This window comes from Xylanibacter ruminicola 23, from assembly GCF_000025925.1.
Classification (GTDB): domain Bacteria; phylum Bacteroidota; class Bacteroidia; order Bacteroidales; family Bacteroidaceae; genus Prevotella; species Prevotella ruminicola.
The window spans coordinates 2,046,231-2,066,583 of record NC_014033.1 but is presented as its reverse complement, the minus strand read 5'-3'; the positions used below and the strand labels follow the sequence as shown (position 1 = coordinate 2,066,583).

Annotated in this window: 21 protein-coding genes; 14 read left to right on the top strand and 7 right to left on the bottom strand. The window is 50.0% G+C overall.

Annotated features, from left to right (window positions below):
- The first annotated feature begins 12 nt into the window (after positions 1-12).
- The 9 genes from PRU_RS08850 to rodA all read left to right on the top strand — a co-directional run bounded on the left by PRU_RS08850 (position 13) and on the right by rodA (position 10,042).
- A complete protein-coding gene (locus PRU_RS08850; RefSeq protein ID WP_013064678.1) occupies positions 13-1,464 on the top strand; it encodes an NADH-quinone oxidoreductase subunit N in 1,452 nt (483 codons plus the stop codon).
- Between the two features lie 497 nt (positions 1,465-1,961).
- Positions 1,962-2,999: an aspartate--ammonia ligase gene (gene asnA / locus PRU_RS08845; protein WP_013064292.1), complete on the top strand. Its 1,038-nt coding sequence runs from the start codon at positions 1,962-1,964 to the stop codon at positions 2,997-2,999.
- Between the two features lie 29 nt (positions 3,000-3,028).
- Complete coding sequence (locus PRU_RS08840) at positions 3,029-3,547, top strand: hypothetical protein (RefSeq protein WP_143040036.1); 519 nt, start codon at positions 3,029-3,031, stop codon at positions 3,545-3,547.
- Positions 3,548-3,670: 123 nt separating this feature from the next.
- Positions 3,671-4,273: an IMP cyclohydrolase gene (locus PRU_RS08835; protein ID WP_013065513.1), complete on the top strand. Its 603-nt coding sequence runs from the start codon at positions 3,671-3,673 to the stop codon at positions 4,271-4,273.
- A gap of 38 nt (positions 4,274-4,311) precedes the next feature.
- Positions 4,312-5,334, top strand: a complete 1,023-nt coding sequence (locus tag PRU_RS08830; RefSeq protein WP_013064665.1) for a rod shape-determining protein — start codon at positions 4,312-4,314, stop codon at positions 5,332-5,334.
- 21 nt (positions 5,335-5,355) lie between these two features.
- Positions 5,356-6,225, top strand: a complete 870-nt coding sequence (mreC, locus tag PRU_RS08825; RefSeq protein ID WP_013064278.1) for a rod shape-determining protein MreC — start codon at positions 5,356-5,358, stop codon at positions 6,223-6,225.
- A gap of 4 nt (positions 6,226-6,229) precedes the next feature.
- Positions 6,230-6,730, top strand: coding sequence for a rod shape-determining protein MreD (gene mreD, locus PRU_RS08820; RefSeq protein ID WP_013064509.1), 501 nt, complete (start codon positions 6,230-6,232; stop codon positions 6,728-6,730).
- The gene (gene mrdA / locus PRU_RS08815) at positions 6,727-8,586 is read left to right on the top strand and encodes a penicillin-binding protein 2 (protein WP_013065289.1); all 1,860 of its coding nucleotides are present in this window, start codon (positions 6,727-6,729) and stop codon (positions 8,584-8,586) included. Before mreD ends, mrdA begins: the two co-directional genes overlap by 4 nt.
- Complete coding sequence (gene rodA / locus PRU_RS08810) at positions 8,567-10,042, top strand: rod shape-determining protein RodA (protein WP_013063040.1); 1,476 nt, start codon at positions 8,567-8,569, stop codon at positions 10,040-10,042. The genes mrdA and rodA overlap by 20 nt, the downstream gene beginning before the upstream one ends.
- On the opposite strand, the gene PRU_RS08805 is transcribed toward rodA, so the two are convergent.
- The 4 genes from PRU_RS08805 to metF are packed head-to-tail and all read right to left on the bottom strand — an operon-like array spanning position 10,028 to position 13,744.
- Entirely contained in the window at positions 10,028-10,492 is a 465-nt protein-coding gene (locus tag PRU_RS08805; protein WP_074683629.1) for a gliding motility lipoprotein GldH, read from the bottom strand. The two genes, rodA and PRU_RS08805, sit on opposite strands and share 15 nt — an antisense overlap.
- Positions 10,482-11,633, bottom strand: a complete 1,152-nt coding sequence (locus tag PRU_RS08800; protein WP_013065691.1) for a PSP1 domain-containing protein — start codon at positions 11,631-11,633, stop codon at positions 10,482-10,484. The genes PRU_RS08805 and PRU_RS08800 overlap by 11 nt, the downstream gene beginning before the upstream one ends.
- Before the next feature lie 26 nt (positions 11,634-11,659).
- Positions 11,660-12,772 carry a DNA polymerase III subunit gene (locus PRU_RS08795; protein ID WP_013064903.1) on the bottom strand — a complete coding sequence of 371 codons (1,113 nt, stop codon included), beginning with the start codon at positions 12,770-12,772 and terminating at the stop codon, positions 11,660-11,662.
- Positions 12,773-12,778: 6 nt separating this feature from the next.
- Complete coding sequence (metF, locus tag PRU_RS08790) at positions 12,779-13,744, bottom strand: methylenetetrahydrofolate reductase [NAD(P)H] (protein WP_013064350.1); 966 nt, start codon at positions 13,742-13,744, stop codon at positions 12,779-12,781.
- Between the two features lie 59 nt (positions 13,745-13,803).
- On the opposite strand from metF, the gene PRU_RS08785 reads away from it, so the two are divergent.
- Positions 13,804-14,754 carry a hypothetical protein gene (locus PRU_RS08785; protein ID WP_013064784.1) on the top strand — a complete coding sequence of 317 codons (951 nt, stop codon included), beginning with the start codon at positions 13,804-13,806 and terminating at the stop codon, positions 14,752-14,754.
- On the opposite strand, the gene PRU_RS08780 is transcribed toward PRU_RS08785, so the two are convergent.
- A complete protein-coding gene (locus PRU_RS08780) occupies positions 14,751-15,203 on the bottom strand; it encodes a helix-turn-helix domain-containing protein (RefSeq protein WP_013064035.1) in 453 nt (150 codons plus the stop codon). The genes PRU_RS08785 and PRU_RS08780 overlap by 4 nt on opposite strands.
- Positions 15,204-15,416: 213 nt before the next feature.
- Here PRU_RS08780 and PRU_RS08775 point away from each other — a divergent pair, with 213 nt between their 5' ends.
- The 4 genes from PRU_RS08775 to PRU_RS08760 are packed head-to-tail and all read left to right on the top strand — an operon-like array spanning position 15,417 to position 18,577.
- Positions 15,417-16,574 (top strand): FprA family A-type flavoprotein, encoded by a 1,158-nt coding sequence (locus tag PRU_RS08775; RefSeq protein ID WP_041386000.1) that lies wholly within the window; start codon positions 15,417-15,419, stop codon positions 16,572-16,574.
- Positions 16,575-17,639, top strand: a complete 1,065-nt coding sequence (locus PRU_RS08770; protein WP_013064697.1) for a glycerate kinase family protein — start codon at positions 16,575-16,577, stop codon at positions 17,637-17,639.
- On the top strand, positions 17,623-18,015 hold the full coding sequence (locus PRU_RS08765; RefSeq protein WP_013063794.1) for an MGMT family protein: 393 nt from the start codon (positions 17,623-17,625) through the stop codon (positions 18,013-18,015). Before PRU_RS08770 ends, PRU_RS08765 begins: the two co-directional genes overlap by 17 nt.
- 16 nt (positions 18,016-18,031) lie before the next feature.
- A complete protein-coding gene (locus PRU_RS08760; protein ID WP_013063018.1) occupies positions 18,032-18,577 on the top strand; it encodes an NADPH-dependent FMN reductase in 546 nt (181 codons plus the stop codon).
- Between the two features lie 2 nt (positions 18,578-18,579).
- Here PRU_RS08760 and PRU_RS08755 read toward each other — a convergent pair whose 3' ends face one another.
- Positions 18,580-19,341: a DNA alkylation repair protein gene (locus tag PRU_RS08755; protein ID WP_041385998.1), complete on the bottom strand. Its 762-nt coding sequence runs from the start codon at positions 19,339-19,341 to the stop codon at positions 18,580-18,582.
- 2 nt (positions 19,342-19,343) lie between these two features.
- On the bottom strand, positions 19,344-20,339 hold the full coding sequence (locus PRU_RS08750) for an NAD(P)H-dependent glycerol-3-phosphate dehydrogenase (protein WP_013064950.1): 996 nt from the start codon (positions 20,337-20,339) through the stop codon (positions 19,344-19,346).
- Between the last annotated feature and the right edge of the window lie 14 nt (positions 20,340-20,353).

Here is a 20,353-nt window from a genome sequence, read left to right as displayed (position 1 = left end):
GGACGAAAGAATATGAATTACGGACAATTTATATATATGTTCCCAGAGTGTGCTCTGGTTGTAGCATTGATTCTGGTATTTGCGGTTGATTTCGCGATGACCAAGTCTGGCGAGTGGCGTGGCGAAAAGCCCAATGTGGCTATCGGTCGTCTTACCTATTTCATGCTGATGACTGTTGGTCTCGGTGTATTCAGCGCTATGCGCCAGGGTGATACCATTACTGCCTTTGGTGGTATGTATGTAGCCACTCAGGCTATTAACGTGATGAAGATGGTGCTCACCTTCGGTACATTCATCGTAGTGATTATGGCTGAGTCGTGGGCTGCCAAGCAGCAGCGCATTGCCGGTGAGTTCTATATGCTGATTCTGAGTACCCTGCTGGGTATGTTCATGATGATGTCGGCTGGCTCGTTCCTGCTGTTCTTCCTGGGCTTGGAGATGGCTTCAGTGCCCCTGGCTTGTATGGTGGCTTTCGATCGCCATCGTAAGGAGAGTGCCGAGGGTGCTGCCAAGTATATCCTGGTAGCTACTTTCTCGAGTGGTGTGATGCTGTTCGGTATCTCGTTCATCTACGCTGCTACAGGTACCCTGTACTTCGATGATGTTTGTGCTGCAGTATCTAACTCGCCTCTGTGCATCATGGGTCTGGTATTCTTCTTCAGTGGTCTGGGCTTCAAGATTTCGTTGGTGCCTTTCCACTTCTGGACTGCCGATACCTATCAGGGTGCACCTACACCTGTTACCGGTTACCTGAGCGTAATTTCTAAGGGTGCTGCCGCTATCACACTGTGCACCATCCTGATGAAGGCATTCGCGCCTATGGTTGAGTACTGGGACTACATGCTGTATATCGTGATTGTACTCTCAATTACCGTGGCTAACCTGTTTGCCATCCGTCAGAACGAGTTGAAGCGCTTCATGGCCTTCAGCTCTATCTCTCAGGCCGGTTATATCATGCTGGCAGTGGTTGGCAATGGTCAGCTGGGTGTGGCTGCACTGACTTACTATGTGCTGGTTTACATCGTAGCAAACATGGCTGTATTCACTGTGATTAACGTGGTTGAGCAGAATAATAACGGTCGCACAGATATGGCTGCCTACAACGGATTCTATCAGACCAACCCCAAGCTGAGCTTCCTCATGACTTTGGCTCTGTTCTCGTTGGCTGGTATTCCTCCATTTGCTGGTATGTTCTCTAAGTTCTTTGTGTTCATGGCAGGTGTGCAGAATGGCGAGCCTATGGCCTATGGCGTGGTGTTCATCGCCTTGGTTAACACCGTAGTATCACTTTACTACTATCTGCTCATTGTGAAGGCTATGTACATCACCAAGACAGAGAATCCTCTGCCTACATTCCAGAGCGACGAGGCCACTAAGCTGGCTCTTGGCATCTGCACTGCAGGTATCGCTCTGTTCGGCGTAGCAAGCTGCGTTTACGAGTGGATTGCTGCCGCTGGTATCTAAGCATCAGTTCTTAGTTGTTAAATATGTTGGTCCCAACTGCCCTTTCGGGTGGTTGGGATTTTTTTATAGGTAGATTTAAAATATTTTAAACGATAAAAGTGGTGATTGTGTCGATTTAATGATATTGGTCAATAAATCTTTTAAAATATGTAAATTTCCGGGAAACTCGTCTTTAAGTTGCGGTTTTATGCTTACCTTTGCACGTGAAAATAGATTGGGTGTTTAGTATTAATCAAAGTATAGTAGAAAAAAAGCAAAAAAGTAGGAAGTTTATCTTCTATAAAGATCTATCAGTCCATTAATTTTTTGATATCTGAAGGGGCGTGCGCCGTGAGGCGCGCGCCCTTTTGTGTTTCTTTATTTGTTTTGGTGTCAGGTGTCAAATAGATAGTAATAATCAATGTATTTGTGTCATTTTGCAAAAATAATCTCAATTTTGCTTGCATATTTGATAAAAATGTGTACCTTTGCACGCAAAATTATCATAAACGATTAAAATGGGACAAGTAATTAAACCCGTGATGTACGAACCGCTGCTGGATATGAAGCAGACGGAACAGGGTATTAAACTGATAAAAGAGTTCTTTCAGCAGAACCTGTCGACAGAACTGAGATTGAGACGTGTAACAGCGCCACTGTTTGTGCTGAAAGGATTGGGTATTAACGACGACCTGAATGGTGTGGAGCGCCCTGTGAGCTTCCCCATCAAGGATCTGGGTGATGCCAAGGCCGAGGTGGTACACTCGCTGGCTAAATGGAAGCGCTTGAGCTTGGCTGAGTACAAGATTGAGCCTGGCTATGGTATCTATACCGATATGAACGCTATCCGTGCTGATGAGGAGCTGGACAACCTGCACTCGCTGTACGTGGACCAGTGGGACTGGGAGGCTGTAATCCGTAAGGAGGATCGCACCCTGGCATTCCTGAAGAATATCGTGGAGCGTATCTACGCTGCTATCCGCCGTACAGAGTATCTGACTTGTGAGACCTATCCACAGATCAAACCATTCCTGCCTGAGAAGATACATTTTGTACATGCTGAGGAGCTGGTGGAGATGTATCCTGGTAAGACGTCCAAGGAGCGTGAGGATGCTATCTGCGAGAAGTATGGCGCTGTATTTGTGATTGGTATCGGCGGTAAACTGAGTGATGGTAAGAAGCACGACGGACGTGCACCAGACTATGACGACTGGAGCACCATTGCTGAGGACGGACGTGCCGGACTGAATGGTGATATCCTGATCTGGTACCCTGTGCTGGGTAGAAGCTTTGAGCTGTCGAGCATGGGTATCCGTGTAGATAAGGAGAGTCTGCTGCGCCAGTTGAAGCTGGAAGGCAAGGAGGAGCGCGAGCAGCTTTACTTCCACCAGCAGCTGCTGAACGATAAGCTGCCACTGAGTATTGGTGGTGGTATCGGACAGAGCCGTCTGTGTATGGTGCTGCTGCATAAGGGCCATATTGGTGAGATTCAGGCAAGTATCTGGCCTGAGGAGATGCGTAAGCAGTGCAAGGCACTGGGCATGAACCTGATTTGATGTACATTAAACATTAAACATTAATGTTGATGAAGGGTGTTAGGTGTTGGGTGATAGCTGGCTTGATGGCGGGTATGCTGGGCGCTTGTGGCGGACAGCGGCAGCCTAGGGCTTATGGCGGTACAGAGCTGACCAGCAGCGACAGTTTGACCATACGCATGGGGCAGTGGGACTTGCTGAAATATCACAGCGAGAAACTAGGTCTCGATATTAACTACCCCTCGTTCCTATACCTGCAGGATCTGCCCGAGGAGCCTAACCAAGAGGTGCTGATGGCCGACGAGATGAGTATATCGGTAATGGTTGACTCGCTCACAGGCAATCATCGACCTGCCAGTCAGCTGATGTTGGCCATGGGGGCCGACTTGGTTGAGGTAGGGGATGACTACAGCATACAGGAGGGCTCGGACGAAGAATGGGATTACTATGGTAAGGTGCTTGAAGATGGCACCATACGTCTGGTAACCGTGATGCTGAGATACAAGCCCGAACACAGCGAAGCTGTAGAGCCCATGAAGGAGTGGGTGCGCAATTTTACGCTGAAATAATTGACCTATCATATTTTTAACACGGATTAATCTGAAAATTTCGCCGAGAAATTGAGGTTAATCCGTTTTCTTTTTGTACCTTTGCACCCAAAATTTATATTTATAACGTTATAAGGATAAAAAATGGCTGAAATTAAGAAGATTAAGACCGCATTGGTGTCTGTTTTCCACAAGGACGGACTGGATGAGCTTTTGAAGAAGTTGAACGCCGAGGGCGTAAAGTTCCTGTCGACTGGTGGAACACAGCAGTTTATCGAATCACTTGGTTATGAGTGTCAGAAGGTCGAGGATGTTACCACTTACCCATCAATCCTGGGTGGACGTGTAAAGACTCTGCATCCAAAGGTGTTTGGAGGTATTCTGGGACGTCGCGACAATGAGGGCGATCAGGAGCAGATGAAGAAGTACGAGATTCCAGAGATTGACCTGGTGATTGTTGACCTCTACCCATTTGAGCAGACTGTGGCCAGCGGTGCCAGCGAGGCTGATATCATTGAGAAGATTGATATCGGTGGTATTTCACTGATCCGTGCTGGAGCCAAGAACTTTAAGGATGTGGTTATCGTGCCCAGCAAGGCTGAGTACAGCGTGCTGCTCGACATCCTGAACAAGAAGGGTGCACAGACTGATATTGAGGATCGCCGTATGTTTGCTACTCGCGCCTTTGGCGTAAGCAGCCACTACGATACTGCTATCAACGCTTGGTTTGAGAAAACAGCCAAATAAACATTGAACATTGAATATTGAACATTGAACATTAATATATGGGATTTTTTAGTTTCGTACAGGAAATTGCCATGGACCTTGGCACTGCCAACACCATCATTATCAGCGATGATAAGATTGTGGTAGATGAGCCTTCGGTTGTGGCTTTGGATCGCCGTACCGACAAGATGATTGCTGTAGGTAACGAGGCGAAGATGATGTATGAGAAGACTCATGAGAATATACGTACTATCCGTCCACTGCGCGATGGTGTGATCGCCGACTTCTCGGCTTGCGAGCAGATGATGCGTGGACTGATTAAGATGGTACACACAGGTAGTCGCCTGTTCTCGCCTTCACTGCGTATGGTGATTGGCGTTCCTTCGGGTTCTACCGAGGTAGAGCTGCGTGCTGTACGCGACTCAGCTGAGCATGCTGACGGACGCGATGTTTACCTGATTTTTGAGCCTATGGCTGCTGCTATCGGTATTGGTATTGATGTAGAGGCACCAGAGGGTAACATGATTGTTGATATCGGTGGTGGTTCTACCGAGATTGCTGTGATCTCACTGGGTGGTATCGTATCTAACAACTCGATCCGTACTGCTGGTGACGACCTGACAGCTGATATCCAGGAGTATATGTACCGTCAGCACAACGTGAAGGTTTCAGAGCGTATGGCTGAGCGTATTAAGATTAACGTAGGTTCGGCTCTGACCGACCTGGGTGACGAGGCTCCTGAGGACTTTATCGTTCACGGACCAAACCGTATTACAGCCCTGCCTATGGAGGTGCCTGTATGCTATCAGGAGATTGCTCACTGTCTGGATAAGACTGTGGCCAAGATCGAGAACGCTGTACTCTCAGCGCTCGAGAATACGCCCCCAGAGCTGTATGCCGATATCGTGAAGAATGGTATCTATCTCTCAGGTGGTGGCGCCTTGCTGCGTGGCTTGGACCGTCGTTTGACCGACAAGATGCATATCCCATTCCACGTGCCCGAGGATCCCTTGCACAGTGTTGCTAAGGGTGCCGGCATTGCACTGAAGAATATCGATAGATTTAATTTCTTGATGCGATAATCAATAAGGTAGTTTGGGCCGATGCGCAATCTGCTGGATTTCCTATACAAGTATCATCACTGGCTAGTTTTCGTATTACTCGAAGTAGTCAGTGTTGTTCTGTTGTTTAAGTACAACAGTTATCAGAATAGTGTGTGGTTTACAAGTGCCAATGCCGTGGCAGGCAAAGTGTACGAGATGGAGAGCAAGCTGACCAGCTATATGGCCATGGCCGAGCTGAACGAACAGCTGACCCTGCGTAACATCTATCAGGAGCGACAGCTTGACCAGTTGCGACGCCTGTATGCCGAGGCCACCAAGGACACGACTGCCGCTGAGCGCGAGGAGCTGGCTTTCCTGAGTAATTACCAGCTGATACCCGCCAAGGTGGTTGAGAACTCCATACACAAGGCTGAGAACCTGATTACCATCGATAAAGGACGTAAGGATGGTGTAGAGCCCGATATGGGTGTGGCATGCGGTAATGGCGTGGTAGGTGTTGTTTACTTGGTGAGCGACCACTATTCGGTGGTTATCTCGGCCTTGAACGCTGCCTCGTCGCGTATCAGCTGTAGCATTCGTAACCGTGGCTACTTTGGCTATCTGCACTGGTATGGTGGCGACCCATCGGTGGCTTATGTGGAGGATGTGCCACGCCACGCCAAGTTTAACTTGGGCGAGTGGATGGTAACCAGCGGCTTCTCGAGTATCTTCCCATCGGGTGTGCAGGTAGGTAAGATTGAACAGGTTTATAACTCGAGCGATGGTTTGAGTTACAAGCTGAAGGTGCGCCTGAGTACCGACTTTGGTAACCTGCGTGATGTGGTGGTAATCAGTGATAAGAGTATAGCCGAGCGTGCTGCACTGATGCAGGCTGCCCGCGACTCAATCAGTTTTAAACAGCGACAGTAGCACTATGAAGATTGAATTGATAAACCGACTGGTGATGTTTGTGGCCCTGTTTGTGGCTCAGGTGCTCATCCTGAACCATGTACACCTGTTAGGCGTGGGCACACCGCTGTTGTATGTATACTTTGCCATCACCTTCCGTCGTAACTTCCCTAAGTGGCTGGTACTGGTATCGTGCTTCCTGTTAGGACTGCTGATTGATGTGTTCTCGAATACGCCAGGACTGGCTGCCAGCACAATGACACTGGTGGCACTGGCACAGACATACCTGATTGAACTGGTTGCACCACGCGACTCGGCCGAAGACCTGGAGGCATCGGCCAAAGTGCTGGGGCTCACTAAGTTTGTAACGTTAAGCGCCCTGCTGACACTGCTGTACTGTCTGGTGTTCTTCGCACTCGAGGCGTTTAACTTTTTTGATGTGCTGTTATGGTTGGCCCGATCGGTCATCAGCTTTGTGCTTACGATGGTACTGATACTGGCCGTAGAAAGTGTTAGAAGCCGGTGAAGCAGAAAGACTTTGATCTGGAATACCGTAAATACGTGATTGCTGGGGTGGCCGCACTGATTGTGTTCATCTACATCATCCGTTTGTTTATGCTCCAGATTACAAGTGATGACTACAAGAAGAGTGCCGACTCGAACGCTTTCCTGAAAAAAATAGAATACCCTTCGCGAGGTGCCATCTTGGATCGCAGGGGTAAGCTGCTGGTGTATAACCAGCCATCGTACGATATCATGGTGGTGATGAACGAGATGAAGGACCGTTTGGACACCCTCGACTTCTGTACAGCCTTGGGTATTACCAAGGAGGAGTTCGACCGTCGCATGGCCACCATCAAAGACCGCAGTAAGAATCCTGGTTATTCGCGCTTTACCGAGCAGCTGTTTATGAGTCAGCTGAGCGATAAGGACTTTAGTGTGTTCCAGGAAAAGATGTACCGTTTCCCAGGTTTTTATATTCAGAAGCGCAGTGTGCGCCAATATACCTATAATATGGGTGCGCACGTGTTGGGTGATGTGGCCGAGGTGTCGCCTGGCGATATCGAGGAGGATGAGTACTACCAGCCTGGCGACTATATCGGCAAGTTGGGTATAGAGCGCTCGTACGAGAAAGAACTACGTGGACAGAAAGGTATACAGATATTGTTGCGCGATGCCCATGGACGTATCCAGGGACGTTATCAGAATGGTGCACTCGACCAGCGTGCCATCCCTGGTAAGAACCTGACGCTGGGTATTGATGCTGAGCTGCAAGCCTTAGGCGAGCGCCTGATGGAGGGTAAGATTGGTGCTATCGTGGCCATCGAACCTGCTACTGGCGAGGTGCTGTGTATGGTATCATCGCCTACGTACGACCCGCGACAGATGGTAGGACGACTGCGCAGTAAGAACCATCGTGCCCTGTCGCAGGATGTGTGGAAACCACTGTTGAACCGTGCCATCATGGGACAGTATCCACCAGGCTCAACCTTCAAGACCACCCAGGGACTGACGTTTATGACCGAGGGTATCATCAACTCGCACACCATGTATCCCTGTTCGCATGGATTTAACTTCAAAGGCCTGCACGTGGGCTGTCATGGACATGCGGCACCACTGCCTTTGGTACCTGCCCTGAGTACATCGTGTAACGGTTACTTCTGCTGGGGACTGTATCACATGATTAATACCAATGTGAGCAAATATGGCTCGGTACAGAACGCTATGAACACCTGGCGTGACTATATGGTATCGATGGGATTCGGTTATCGTCTGGGTATCGACCTGCCTGGTGAGAAACGCGGACTGATACCTAATGCCATGTTCTACGATAAGGCCTACAAGGGTTCGTGGAACGGACTCACCATCATCTCTATCGCCATTGGTCAGGGTGAGGTGAATGCCACACCACTGCAGATTGCCAACCTGGGTGCTACCATTGCCAATCGTGGTTATTATCTGGTGCCCCATGTGGTAAAGAACGTGCAGGGACAGCCACTTGATACGCTTTACACCCGCAAGCATTATACCAAGGCCAGCAAAGAGGCCTACGACTATGTGGTGCAGGGTATGCGCTCATCGGTATTAGGCGGTACGTGTAAGGAGTTAGGCAAATACGATTTTAATGCCTGCGGTAAAACGGGTACTGCCCAGAACCGCGGACACGACCACTCGGTATTTATGGGGTTTGCACCCATGGAGAACCCGAAAATCGCTGTAGCCGTGTATGTTGAGAACGGTGGATGGGGTGCCACCTACGGTGTGCCCATCGGCGGTTTGATTATGGAGAAATATTTAAAAGGTAAACTCTCGGAGGCCAGCATTGCTAAGGCCAAGAGTATTCAGGAACGCAGAATAGCATATGGCGCAGGCGATAGGTAACAGAAAAGAAAAAGGAGTGATTCGCTCGCTCGATTACTGGACGATTATCATTTACATCGCCCTGCTGACCTTTGGATGGGTGAGTGTGTGTGGTGCCAGCTACAGCTATGGCGAGACCGACCTGTTTAGTCTGGATACCCGTTCGGGTATGCAGATTGTGTGGATTGGTACCTCGATTGTGTTGGGCTTCGTCATCCTGATGCTCGACGACCGCTATCTGGATATGTTTGCCTATATTATATTCGGCATCATGCTACTACTGCTATTCGGAACCATCTTTAATCCGCATAGTATCAAGGGCTCCCGATCGTGGCTGGTGTTGGGACCCATACGACTGCAACCAGCTGAGTTTGCTAAGTTTGCTACGGCGTTGGCTTTGGCGAAACTGATGAATACCTATGGTTTTACTATAGCCAAATGGAAGGATTTTGCCCTGGTGCTGGGTGTGATCTTTGTGCCTATGCTGTTTATCGTGCTGCAGCGTGAGACTGGTTCGGCACTGGTATATTTGTCGTTCTTCCTGATGCTGTATCGCGAGGGTATGCCTGGCAGTATCCTGTTTACAGGTGTGGCCATGGTGGTGTACTTTGTGGTGGGCATACGCTATGCAGATACCATGATGGTATATACGCCAACATCGGTGGGAAAATTTGCTGTGCTGCTGATGGTGCAGCTGTTCTCAATCGGACTGGTGTATGTGTACTGTAACGATAAGCGCGACACCATACGCATGGCGCTGATAGGACTGGGCGCTACCCTGGTGGCACTCGTCTTCAGCTTGCTGATTATCCCCTTTGACCTGAATTACGTAGAGATGGCGCTGTGTGCGGTGCTGATAGGTTATCTGCTATACCGATTCCTGGCTACACGCCTGCGTAACTATCTTTGGATTACAGCCTTCGCTGTGGGCTCGCTGATGTTCTATAACGTGGCTGACTATGCGCTGAACCATGTGCTGGAACCCCACCAGCGTGTGCGTATTAACGTGCTGTTGGGACTGGAGGAGGACCTGAAGGGTGCTGGTTATAACGTACACCAGAGTGAGATTGCCATCGGATCGGGTGGACTGCAAGGAAAAGGCTTTTTGAATGGTACACAAACCAAACTGAAATACGTGCCTGAACAGGATACCGACTTTATCTTCTGTACTGTAGGCGAGGAAGAGGGTTTTGTGGGCTCAGCAGGCGTACTGCTGCTGTTCCTGGCGCTGATATGGCGCCTGATACACCTGGCCGAACGTCAGGTACACAGGTTCGGACGTGTGTATGGCTATTGTGTGGTGAGTATCTTCCTGTTCCATGTGTTTATCAATGTGGGCATGGTATTAGGACTTACGCCGGTTATCGGTATCCCATTGCCATTCTTCAGCTATGGTGGTTCGTCGCTGTGGGGCTTCACCCTGCTGCTGTTTATCTTCCTACGTATTGACGCGGGAAGAAATCTACTGAGAAATTAAGATTCCTACATCGCTGATGCCTTTCATGTTCTCTTGTTTCATGTAATGCATCACGTACATGTGCAGCGAGTCGCCCTCGTTAAGCTGCAGACTATCGACATCAAACGTATATTGATAACAGCTGATGCCGCTGCCCATCACGTGGCCATTCTGTTCTACCAGCTTACAATCGATACGCTTACGCAGCTTGCGACCTACAGGGTAGATATCCTGCTCAACAATCACGCTGATGCCTAAGAAGGGCAGTTGGTTGTTGGTGCGCAGCATGAGCTGCTGGTGATAGGTGCCTGTCTGTTTGATAGGGGGCACGTAGAAGTGCATGGTATCGGTGCGCTCCCATCCCTCGTTATCCACATGCTCGTAGTGATTGTACACCACCGAACGATCGCAGGCTGCCATCATGAGGAAGCCTGCCATCGCCAGTATCAGTGTGATTGCCTTATTTTGCATCCTTGGCCTCCTTTTTATCGTTAGGCTGTCGGTTGTTGTTGGGCTTGTTCTTCTTCTTTTTCTTCTTCTTGGCCTTGTCGAAACGACTGATATCACCACCTGCCAGGTCGATATGTGGCTTAGGCTCTGCCTTCTTACCCTCGTCGTGGGTGAGCGATACGGGCTTCTCGCCACGCTTGTTCATCTCGATGATGGTCTTGGCACGCTCGGCGGTAATGGTTTCGCAGTTGACAGCGATGTTTTTATCGGTGCTGTAGGTGCAAAGACCGGCCAGGATATCGTTCTTAAACAAGTGGTAGTCGCCATCCTGGGTCTGCAGGATGATATCCTTGCCAGGCAGCTGCTTGCCAGCCTCTACGTAATCATCCACCTCGTAGTTCAGACAGCACTTCAGCTTGGCACACATACCTGCCAGCTTCTGTGGGTTGAGCGAGATGTCCTGGAAACGGGCGGCATTGGTGCTCACACTCGAGAAGTTCTTCATCCAGGTGGCACAGCAGAGCTCACGTCCGCAAGGGCCTGTTCCGCCAATACGTCCAGCCTCCTGGCGCGCACCAATCTGCTTCATCTCGATACGTACGTGGAAGGCTACTGCCAGGTCCTTAATGAGCTGACGGAAATCCACACGCTCATCAGCGATATAGTAGAAGATGGCCTTGTTGCCATCACCCTGGTACTCCACGTCGCCAATCTTCATGTCGAGACCCAAGCCCTTGGCTATCTTACGACTCTCGATCATGGTTGAGTGCTCGCGAGCCTGCGCCTCACGCCATTTCTGGATGTCGTTCTCGCGGGCTATGCGATAGATACGTTTGATATCGTCGGGCGACTTGATGTTCACCTTCTTGAGCTGCAGTTTTACCAGGCGGCCTGTGAGGGTAACCACACCGATGTCGTGACCAGGACTGGCCTCTACGGCTACGATGTCGCCTTTCTTCAGGTCCAGATTATTTACGTTGTGGTAGTAGCCTTTGCGGGTGTGCTTGAACTGTACCTCTACCAAATCAGTGGTGTAGGGGTTGCCAGGCACATCGGCCAACCAGTCGTAAGTGTTAAGCTGCTTGTCCTGGCGTCCCACTGCCTGGTGGCACAAACCGCGGTCGCAACCTACGTGTACGATATGTTCTTTAGATTTTTCCATATATAATCACTATTCACTGTTCACTATTACTTCTGCAAAAGCAGTACTATCATTTGTAGGGCCAAGTCGAAGAATACAATCTTTCCGTTGGCGTTCTGTCCGATATCGCGAATGGCCAGGTTAGCCATATCGGTGATGGGCAGGATATTCTTCTCGTTCACAAAGCGGGCAAAGTTCTTGGCAAAGTCCTCTTCGCGCTGTGTCATATATACCAGTTCCTCGTTCTGGAAGTTGTACATGAAGTTCTCGCGGGTCATACGCAGGAAATACGTCAGCCAGCGCTTCTGCTTCTCACGACCCATGCCAGCCAGCTGCTCGCTCCACTTGCGCAGGTCTTTTATCTTACGCTGGTAGGCCAGGCGCATCAGCATCACGTACATGTCGAGAAACAGTTCGTTCTCGGAACCTACCTGCAACTCGTCGAGGGCCTTTATCCAACTGCCATTGGCCAGTCGGGCTATGCGGTGGGCATCGTCGGCACTGATGCCACGCTTTTCAATGAGTGCCTGCTCGATGGCCTCGTTGGATATTTTCTTTACATCGATGCGCTGCACACGACTGCGGATGGTTTCCAACAGCTTGTCGGGTTCCTCGCATACCATGATGAATACCGTTTGCTGTGGGGGCTCCTCAATCAGCTTGAGCAGCTTGTTGGCGCACTCTATGTTCATGCGCTCCGGAAGCCAGATAACACTGACTTTATAGCCACCCTGACTGGATTTCAGGCTGAGCTTGCGTACCAGGTCGTCGCTCTCGCCTGCAGTAATGATGGCCTGCTGGTTCTCGGCGCCCATGGCTGTCATCCACTCTTCCATCGTAAAGTACAGGCCTCGCATCACCAGCTCGTGCCAGTCCTTGGCAAAATCATCGCTCACAGGTTTATGCTCGGCACCCATCGATGGCAGTTTGATGGTGGGGTAGGTGAAGTGCAGGTCGGGATGCTCCAGTTTGGCCAGCATGGCTTTGGCAGATGGTGTGCCATTATCCAACAGATAGCAGGCAAAAGCCACGGCTAATGGCAGCTTGCCACAGCCCTGCGGACCGCACAGCATCAGTGCGTGGGGCAATCGCTCCTCGCGTACCAGCTGCAGCAATCGCTCCTCGGCCTCTTTCTGTCCTATAACCTCGTCGAAACTCATCTGTCTTTAGCCTCTAACCACTAATCTCTTCACAATCTCTGCAACACTATCAACAGCTGAGACGGTGTAGAAGTGGATGTTGTGTACCCCATGCGCATACAGATCCTTGCACTGCTGGGTGGTCCACTCTATACCTAACTGCTTGGCATCCTCATCGGTCTTACATTTCACTACCTCCTTGGCCAGTGGCTCAGGGATATCGCAGTGGAATGTCTTGGGCACTACTGTTAGCTGACTCAGCTTGGCCATGGGTTTGATGCCGGGGATGATGGGGATGGTGATGCCCATCTGGCGTGCCTTCTCAACAAAAGCATAGTACTTCTCGTTGTCGAAGAACAGCTGTGTAACGGCATACTGGGCGCCCAGGTCCTGCTTCTGCTTCAGATATTGCATGTCCATCTCAAGGTTGGGTGCCTCCTCGTGCTTCTCGGGGTAGCAAGCCACACCATAATCGAACGGACGACCAGGATTCTTGATGGGGGTGCCATCAGCAAAAAAGCCCTCGTTAAAGCGTTTTACCTGAGCCATCAAGTCGGTGGTGTGCGCATGACCGCCAGGGGTAGGCTGGAAACGGCTGTCCTCCTTGGCCTTATCGCCACGTAACAGCAACAAATCGTTGATGCCTAAGAATTGCAGGTCGAGCAGCTCGTACTCGATATCCTCGATGGTGGCACCACTACAGATAACGTGGGGCTGAACGGGAATCTGATAACGCTGCTGGATGGCTGCGGCTATGGCGATGGTTCCTGGGCGGCGACGAATGCGACGACGCTCAAACTGCCCATTCTCAAGTTCGTGATACACAAACTCCGAGTGATGGGTGGTAATGTTGATGTAGGCTGGGTCGAATTCTCTTAGTTTGTCGATATCGGCAAACAGTTTGGCTGTGCCAGTACCCTTCAGCGGTGGCAGCACTTCGAATGAGAATCGCTTGGCCTCCTTATCTTGATGTATAAACTCAGTAACACTCATATTGGCTGCAAAGATACTAAAAATTTCTTTATTACAAAAATTTTTTGTAATTTTGCACCATGAAACTGAAGCAATTTGTTAAAGACTGGACTCTTCCAGTGGCTATAGCTGTTGGTACTGTGGTGTATCTGCTGTTTTATCTGTTGCCATTTCTGGATGGCGCAGGCGATACGTTAGGCGAAGTGGTGGATGCTATTTTCCCGTTTATGGTGTTCTCTACGCTGTTCTCGACCTACTGTCGTATCGACTTCCATCAGATGCGTCCTCACCGCTGGCACATAGGTGTGCTGGTGGCACAGGTGGCTTTGGTGGCATTGAACGTGTGGATTATCTTCCAAGTGGATGCCGACCCTGAACAGAAATTGCTTTGGGAGAGTGTGCTTACGTGTATCATCGGTCCTGCTGCTACGGCGGCCCCTGTGGTTACTGCCAAGATTGGTGGTAACATCAATACCATGACGGCTTATGTGGTGATGTCGGCCTTTGCCTCGGCCCTTATGATTCCAGCCGTGTTCCCGTTGTTGGAGCGTGGCGTAAGCACTGGTTTCTGGGCGGTGTTCTTTATCATCCTGCAAAAACTGGCGATGGTACTGGTAGCTCCGCTGGTGCTGGGATGGTTGGTGCAGCACTATGCCAAGCGCCTCTGCGCGTGGATAGTGTCGATACCCGACCTCTCGTTCTACCTCTGGGCAGCGCAGTTGGCAGTAACGTCGGGTGTTACCGTGCGTAACATCGTGCATAGCGACGCTGGACTGCGTACGCTGCTGATGATAGCCGTGATGTCGCTGATTCTTTGCTTTGTGCTTTTCCTGATGGGCCGTTGGATTGGTCGCCAGTTAGGCGATGAGATCGATGGCGGTCAGGCTTCGTTCCAAAAAAATACTGCCCTGAGCATCTGGGTAGCCTATACCTACCTTAACCCAGTGGCATCGGTAGGTGCAGGCTGTTACGTGCTGTGGCAGAATATTGTTAACTCGTTGGAGCTATACGAATACCGTAAAAAGCATTAAGCCTTTTTGCTGTAACGCTTACGTTTTTTAGGACCAAGGTGCTTGACGCGGAATTCGCGTGGGGTGGTGTTTAAGAATCGGTAGAACGAGGCGTAGAATGCCTGACGGGTACCGAAGCCTACCATCTCGCCAATCTCGCTGATAGATTTGTCGCGATATTCCTCCTCGGCTAATAGTGTCTTAGCCTCGTCGATACGATGCTTGTTCATCAATCCATTAAAGTTGGTGTGGAAGCGCTCTGTCATCACTGCCGAGATATAACGACAGTTGGTGCCAAGGTCGGCAGCTAGTTTGCTGGCAGTGTAATCCTTATCACGATATTTCTTGTCATCTACTATTATCTCCATTATCCTGTCGTGGAGCTCATCCTTACGTTCGTCGCCTAATATATTTCGGTAATCGGCTGTACACTTCTTTAGTTCAGTAATTTGATATTTTCCTGTTGCCATCTTTAAACAATCTTTTTACATTTTTCCTGAAAGTGCTGCCCGAAAAGGGCAAAACGGATGCGAAGGTACAAAAAATCGGCGACATAGCGCACCACTGCACGCTATGTTAACGCTATTTTAACACATAAATAATTGTGCGAAAAGTTTGGCCTTTCCACAAAATTATACTATCTTTGTCGCCAGAATGTGATTAAACGTAGAACTATGAATACAATGAACGATACAATTAAGTATATCGGTGTGGATGATCTCGACATCGATTTGTTTGAGAGTCAGTATGTGGTGCCCGCGGGCATGAGTTATAACTCGTATCTCATCGATGATGAGAAGATAGCTGTGCTGGATACTGCCGATCGTCGTAAGGGCGAGGAATGGAAAGCCAACCTGACGGCTGCCTTGAATGGTCGTCAGCCTGATTATCTGGTGGTTCACCACATGGAGCCTGATCACTCGGCACTTATCGCTTGGATGCTGGAGACGTATCCCGGTGTGCAGCTGGTGTGCAGTGCGCAGGCTGTAAAAATGCTGTCGAACTTCTTCGAGGGCGTAGATTTTACAGGTCGTGTGGTTACTGTTAAGGAGGGCGATACACTCGCGTTGGGTAAGCACACGTTGCAGTTTATTGGGGCTGCCATGATTCATTGGCCGGAGGTAATCATGAGTTACGACACCACCGACAAGGTGCTGTTCAGTGCCGATGGCTTTGGTAAATTTGGTGCATTGGTGAACGATGATCCCAACGACTGGGCCTGCGAGGCGCGTCGCTATTATTTTAATATATGTGGTAAGTATGGCTCGCAGGTGCAGAGTGTGCTGAAGAAGGCGGCAGCCCTAGATATCCAGACAATCTGTCCGCTGCATGGTCCTGTGCTCAAGGGTGAGGCTCTGGCTGAGGCTGTGCGCCTATATGATATCTGGAGCAAGTACGAACCAGAGAGCGAGGGTATACTGATTGCCTACGCCAGTATTCATGGTGGTACTGCCGCTGCTGCAGAGCGTTTAGGAGAGATACTGCGCGAAAAGGGTGCGCCAAAGGTAGTTGTAAGCGATCTGAGTCGTTCGGATATGGCTGAGGTTATCGAGGATGCTTTCCGCTATCCTACAGTGGTGGTGGCTGCTTCGAGCTACGATGCAGGCGTGTTCCCCGTGATGCACGACTTCCTGTATCATCTGCAAATCAAGAACTATCAGAAGCGTAAGTTTGGTATTATTGAGAATGGTAGTTGGGCTCCTACGGCCGGCAAGACCATGCGCACCATGATTGAGGCCCTGAAGGACTGTGAGATCGTAGAGCCCATGGTAACCATCCGCTCACGCATGAAATCTACCGACGAGGCCCTGCTGCAGCAGTTGGCCGATAGCTTATTGTAAATGCATATAATCATCGTTGCCATCGACTCGTTCAAGGGCTGTCTCACGTCTGTTGAGGCTAATCAGGCAGCCAGCGAGGGTATTCTTAGCAGGATGCCTGATGCCAAGGTGGTGCAGGTGCCTGTGAGCGATGGTGGCGAGGGATTTATGGAGTCTTTCCAAGCGGCTATGGGTGGCGATATTGTGCAGGTGCATGTGAAGGCCCCGCTGATGCGTCCCATTGTAGCACAGTATCTGATGCAGGGCGATATGGCTGTGATTGAAATTGCCAAAGCCAGCGGCCTAACGCTAGTGAAGCCCGAGGAACGTAATCCCATGGTAGCTACAAGCTATGGCACTGGTCAGTTGGTGGTCGATGCCGTGCGTCAAGGCTGCAAACATATCATCGTGGGTCTTGGTGGCAGTGCTACCAGCGATTGTGGTATAGGCATGCTGCGTGCCATCATCGATGCGTTTGCCGAAGGAAAGACTTGGGACGATGTGCGTCAGTTAGATGATGTGCGTTTCACCATCGCCACCGATGTTACCAACCCCCTTTGTGGCTTAAATGGCGCTGCCCATGTGTTTGCGCCACAGAAGGGTGCTTCGCCTGATGATGTTCTTGCCCTCGATGCCCGGGCCAAACGCTTTGCTGAGGCATCGGCCAAGCACTTGGGGCGCGACTGTCAGGATATGCCAGGCGCAGGTGCTGCAGGTGGTTTGGGTTATGCTTTTATGCAGTATATGCAAGCTGATTGTCGCTCTGGAATCGACCTTCTGTTGGATGCCATCCATTTCGACGAACTCCTGAAGGATGCCAACCTGGTGATTACTGGTGAGGGCTCAGCCGATAGACAAACGCTGATGGGTAAGTTGCCTTATGGCATTCTGCAGCGTGCTCAGAAACATCATGTGCCTGTTATGCTCATAGCCGGTCGCATCGCTGACGAGCAGCAACTTCTCGATGCCGGCTTTGCCCGTGTTGCCTGCATCAATCCTCCGGGATTACCCCTCGACATGGCTATGCAACCCACCACAGCTAAACAGAACATCCTACTTACAGTTCAGAATGAAGGATTATCCTGATAAGATGTCGCCCGAACAGGCGCGTGCCTTTCGCGATGCTGTGCTCAACATCGTGGCCCAGATACCTCGTGGCTGTGTAACCACCTATGGTGATATCGCCACCCTGGCAGGTTGGCCCAGTCATTCGCGTATGGTAGGTAGAACGTTGCGCTACACGCCAGGTGCCGAGAATCTACCTTGTCATCGTGTAGTGAACAAATCTGGTCGCACCGCCCCAGACTGGAGTCGCCAACGCCCTCTACTAGAAGAAGAGGGTATCCACTTTAAGCCAAATGGTCATGTAGATATGTCTCTTCATCAGTGGATTCATATGCAACGGAATTCATTAGAGGGTGGTTGGTATATCAATGATTTTCATTTTTCGCAACGTGAATAACTAAAAACTTATGGTTATGAAAAGAATTCTTTTTATCGTAGGATCGCTGAGGGAAGGCTCCTTTAACCGACAGTTAGCCCGCGAGGCTGAGCAGATGATTGGCTTACGCGCCAAAGTTACTTATTTGGACTATACAAATGTACCGCTGATTAATCAGGATATTGAGTTTCCTGAGCCTGAGGCTGTAGGTCGACTGCGTGCTACGGTGAAAGAGGCAGATGGCATCTGGGTGTTTACGCCCGAGTATAACTTCAGTTATCCTGGTCATGTAAAGAACCTGTTTGACTGGTTGTCGCGTCCAGTGGTAGCTAACGATTATGAAACACCTACTGTTATTAATGGCAAAAAGGTGGCGCTGAGTGGTGCAGGCGGCAAGATGGCTACAGCCAAATGTCGTGAGAAACTAACGGAATTGCTTACTTTTCTGAAGGCCGATGTGATGGAGCCTCAGACAGGCATCGCTCTGAATGTTGAGGCCTGGACTGAAGGACGTATGATTCTTAGCGATGAACAGAAAGTAGCACTAAAGAATCAGGTTGAGGCTTTCTTGAAGATTGTGTGAACTTATTTAATGCCCATCCAATACTGGCGCTCGGGGGCGGGGAGTTTCTCGATGGCGTAGCGGAGCATGGTGCGGGGCATTTCGTGGGCGTGTTGGCGGAGGAAATCGCGTAAGAGTTCTTCGCTAACACGTTTACCCATTTCGCGTAGCATCCAACCTACGGCCTTGTGCATCAGGTCGTGAGGGTGATGCAGATGGATTTCGGCATAGCGCAGGCACCAAGTGGGATCGCCCATCTGTGATGTTTTCCATGAACAGACCATACTCATGCGCTGTTTCCACAGGCAGGGGCTTTGGGCCAAGGAGTCGAGAACCTTGAGTTTGTAATCTTTATCGCCTAAGTTGGAGGGCAACAGGAGCCAGTGACCCAGGATTTTGTGGACAGAAAGATCTACCAGATCCCAATTGTTGGCTTGTTCGGCATATTGCAGATAAAGGGTGAGTATCTCGTCGCGAGCGCTAATGGCTTTCTTATCGTTTTCAAGACGTTTGGTGGCCAGTTTTTCGAACTTAGATACTAATATCAGCAGTCCACAAAGGCGTACCTCGTGCCAGCGACACATCAGGAGTTCGGGGATTTCGTTCAATGGGAAATCTTTCCCCACAAGCTTAACCACCTCGCGTGTCTGAGGAACCTTCAGGCCAAGGAATTCGTCACCCTCGCCATATTCGCCAGGACCAGTCTTGAAGAAGCCCATCAGGATGCGTCGCTGGGCATCGTTGCGCAGCGATTCCATATGGTTGATAACTTCTTTGGCTGTCATTATTAGCGGAATGAATCGGTAAGAAGTTTAATCTCGATTTGGGGAGCGATGCGTTCGTATAGGATGTTATACACGGCATCGAGGATAGGCATGTTTACGTGACAGTGGCGATTGATCTCCTTCATACACTTGGTACCGAAGTAACCCTCGGCAATCATCTCCATCTCGATCTGGGCCGACTTCACGCTGTAGCCCTTACCAATCATGGTACCGAAGGTGCGGTTACGACTGAAGTTGCTATAACCCGTAACCAGCAAATCGCCCAGATAAACGCTGTCGTAAGCATTGCGATCCAAAGGATAAACAGCTGTGAGGAAACGATTCATCTCCTGCACGGCATTGGCCATGAGTACCGACTGGAAGTTATCGCCATATTTCAGGCCGCTGCAGATACCTGCGGCAATGGCATACACATTCTTCAGAACAGAAGAATACTCGATACCAACCACATCGGTAGAGGTCTTGGTTTTGATATACTCGCTTGATAATACATCGCAGAAGGCCTGGGCTTTCTCACGGTCGGCACAACCTACGGTGAGGTAGCTGAGACGCTCGAGTGCCACCTCCTCGGCATGAGAAGGACCACCGATGCAAGCGAGATTCTCGTAAGGTACGTCGTAAACCTGATGAAAATACTCGCTACATACGAGATTTTCATCAGGTACGATACCCTTAATAGCGGTAAGTATGAATTTGTCGCGAATACGCGTCTTCAACTTCTTAAGATGACTCTTGAGGTAAGGCGAAGGGGTGACAAACACCAGCGTGTCGTACTGCTGCGCAATACGATTCAAATCGCTATCGAAGTTGATCTCATCGATATTGAAGTGTACACTGGTGAGGTAGGCGGGGTTATGCCCCATGCGACGGAAATCCTCGATACGGTCGTCGCGACGCATATACCAACCTATATGGTGTGTATGACTTACCACAATCTTGGCAATAGCTGTTGCCCAGCTGCCACCTCCGATAATTGCTATCTTACCACAATCGTACATCAGTACATTAAACG

Excerpts from the sequence above, each read along its gene's own strand:
- PRU_RS08775 (WP_041386000.1), top strand. The coding sequence starts at position 15,417 with ATGAACGATACAATTAAGTATATCGGTGTGGATGATCTCGACATCGAT.
- PRU_RS08770 (WP_013064697.1), top strand. The coding sequence starts at position 16,575 with ATGCATATAATCATCGTTGCCATCGACTCGTTCAAGGGCTGTCTCACG.
- PRU_RS08835 (WP_013065513.1), top strand. The coding sequence starts at position 3,671 with ATGGCTGAAATTAAGAAGATTAAGACCGCATTGGTGTCTGTTTTCCAC.
- PRU_RS08805 (WP_074683629.1), bottom strand. The coding sequence starts at position 10,492 with ATGCAAAATAAGGCAATCACACTGATACTGGCGATGGCAGGCTTCCTC.
- PRU_RS08795 (WP_013064903.1), bottom strand. The coding sequence starts at position 12,772 with ATGAGTTTCGACGAGGTTATAGGACAGAAAGAGGCCGAGGAGCGATTG.
- rodA (WP_013063040.1), top strand. The coding sequence starts at position 8,567 with ATGGCGCAGGCGATAGGTAACAGAAAAGAAAAAGGAGTGATTCGCTCG.
- PRU_RS08800 (WP_013065691.1), bottom strand. The coding sequence starts at position 11,633 with ATGGAAAAATCTAAAGAACATATCGTACACGTAGGTTGCGACCGCGGT.
- PRU_RS08765 (WP_013063794.1), top strand. The coding sequence starts at position 17,623 with ATGAAGGATTATCCTGATAAGATGTCGCCCGAACAGGCGCGTGCCTTT.
- mreD (WP_013064509.1), top strand. The coding sequence starts at position 6,230 with ATGAAGATTGAATTGATAAACCGACTGGTGATGTTTGTGGCCCTGTTT.
- PRU_RS08780 (WP_013064035.1), bottom strand. The coding sequence starts at position 15,203 with ATGGCAACAGGAAAATATCAAATTACTGAACTAAAGAAGTGTACAGCC.
- mreC (WP_013064278.1), top strand. The coding sequence starts at position 5,356 with ATGCGCAATCTGCTGGATTTCCTATACAAGTATCATCACTGGCTAGTT.
- PRU_RS08760 (WP_013063018.1), top strand. The coding sequence starts at position 18,032 with ATGAAAAGAATTCTTTTTATCGTAGGATCGCTGAGGGAAGGCTCCTTT.
- PRU_RS08750 (WP_013064950.1), bottom strand. The coding sequence starts at position 20,339 with ATGTACGATTGTGGTAAGATAGCAATTATCGGAGGTGGCAGCTGGGCA.
- PRU_RS08850 (WP_013064678.1), top strand. The coding sequence starts at position 13 with ATGAATTACGGACAATTTATATATATGTTCCCAGAGTGTGCTCTGGTT.
- asnA (WP_013064292.1), top strand. The coding sequence starts at position 1,962 with ATGGGACAAGTAATTAAACCCGTGATGTACGAACCGCTGCTGGATATG.
- PRU_RS08755 (WP_041385998.1), bottom strand. The coding sequence starts at position 19,341 with ATGACAGCCAAAGAAGTTATCAACCATATGGAATCGCTGCGCAACGAT.
- metF (WP_013064350.1), bottom strand. The coding sequence starts at position 13,744 with ATGAGTGTTACTGAGTTTATACATCAAGATAAGGAGGCCAAGCGATTC.
- PRU_RS08830 (WP_013064665.1), top strand. The coding sequence starts at position 4,312 with ATGGGATTTTTTAGTTTCGTACAGGAAATTGCCATGGACCTTGGCACT.
- PRU_RS08840 (WP_143040036.1), top strand. The coding sequence starts at position 3,029 with ATGAAGGGTGTTAGGTGTTGGGTGATAGCTGGCTTGATGGCGGGTATG.
- PRU_RS08785 (WP_013064784.1), top strand. The coding sequence starts at position 13,804 with ATGAAACTGAAGCAATTTGTTAAAGACTGGACTCTTCCAGTGGCTATA.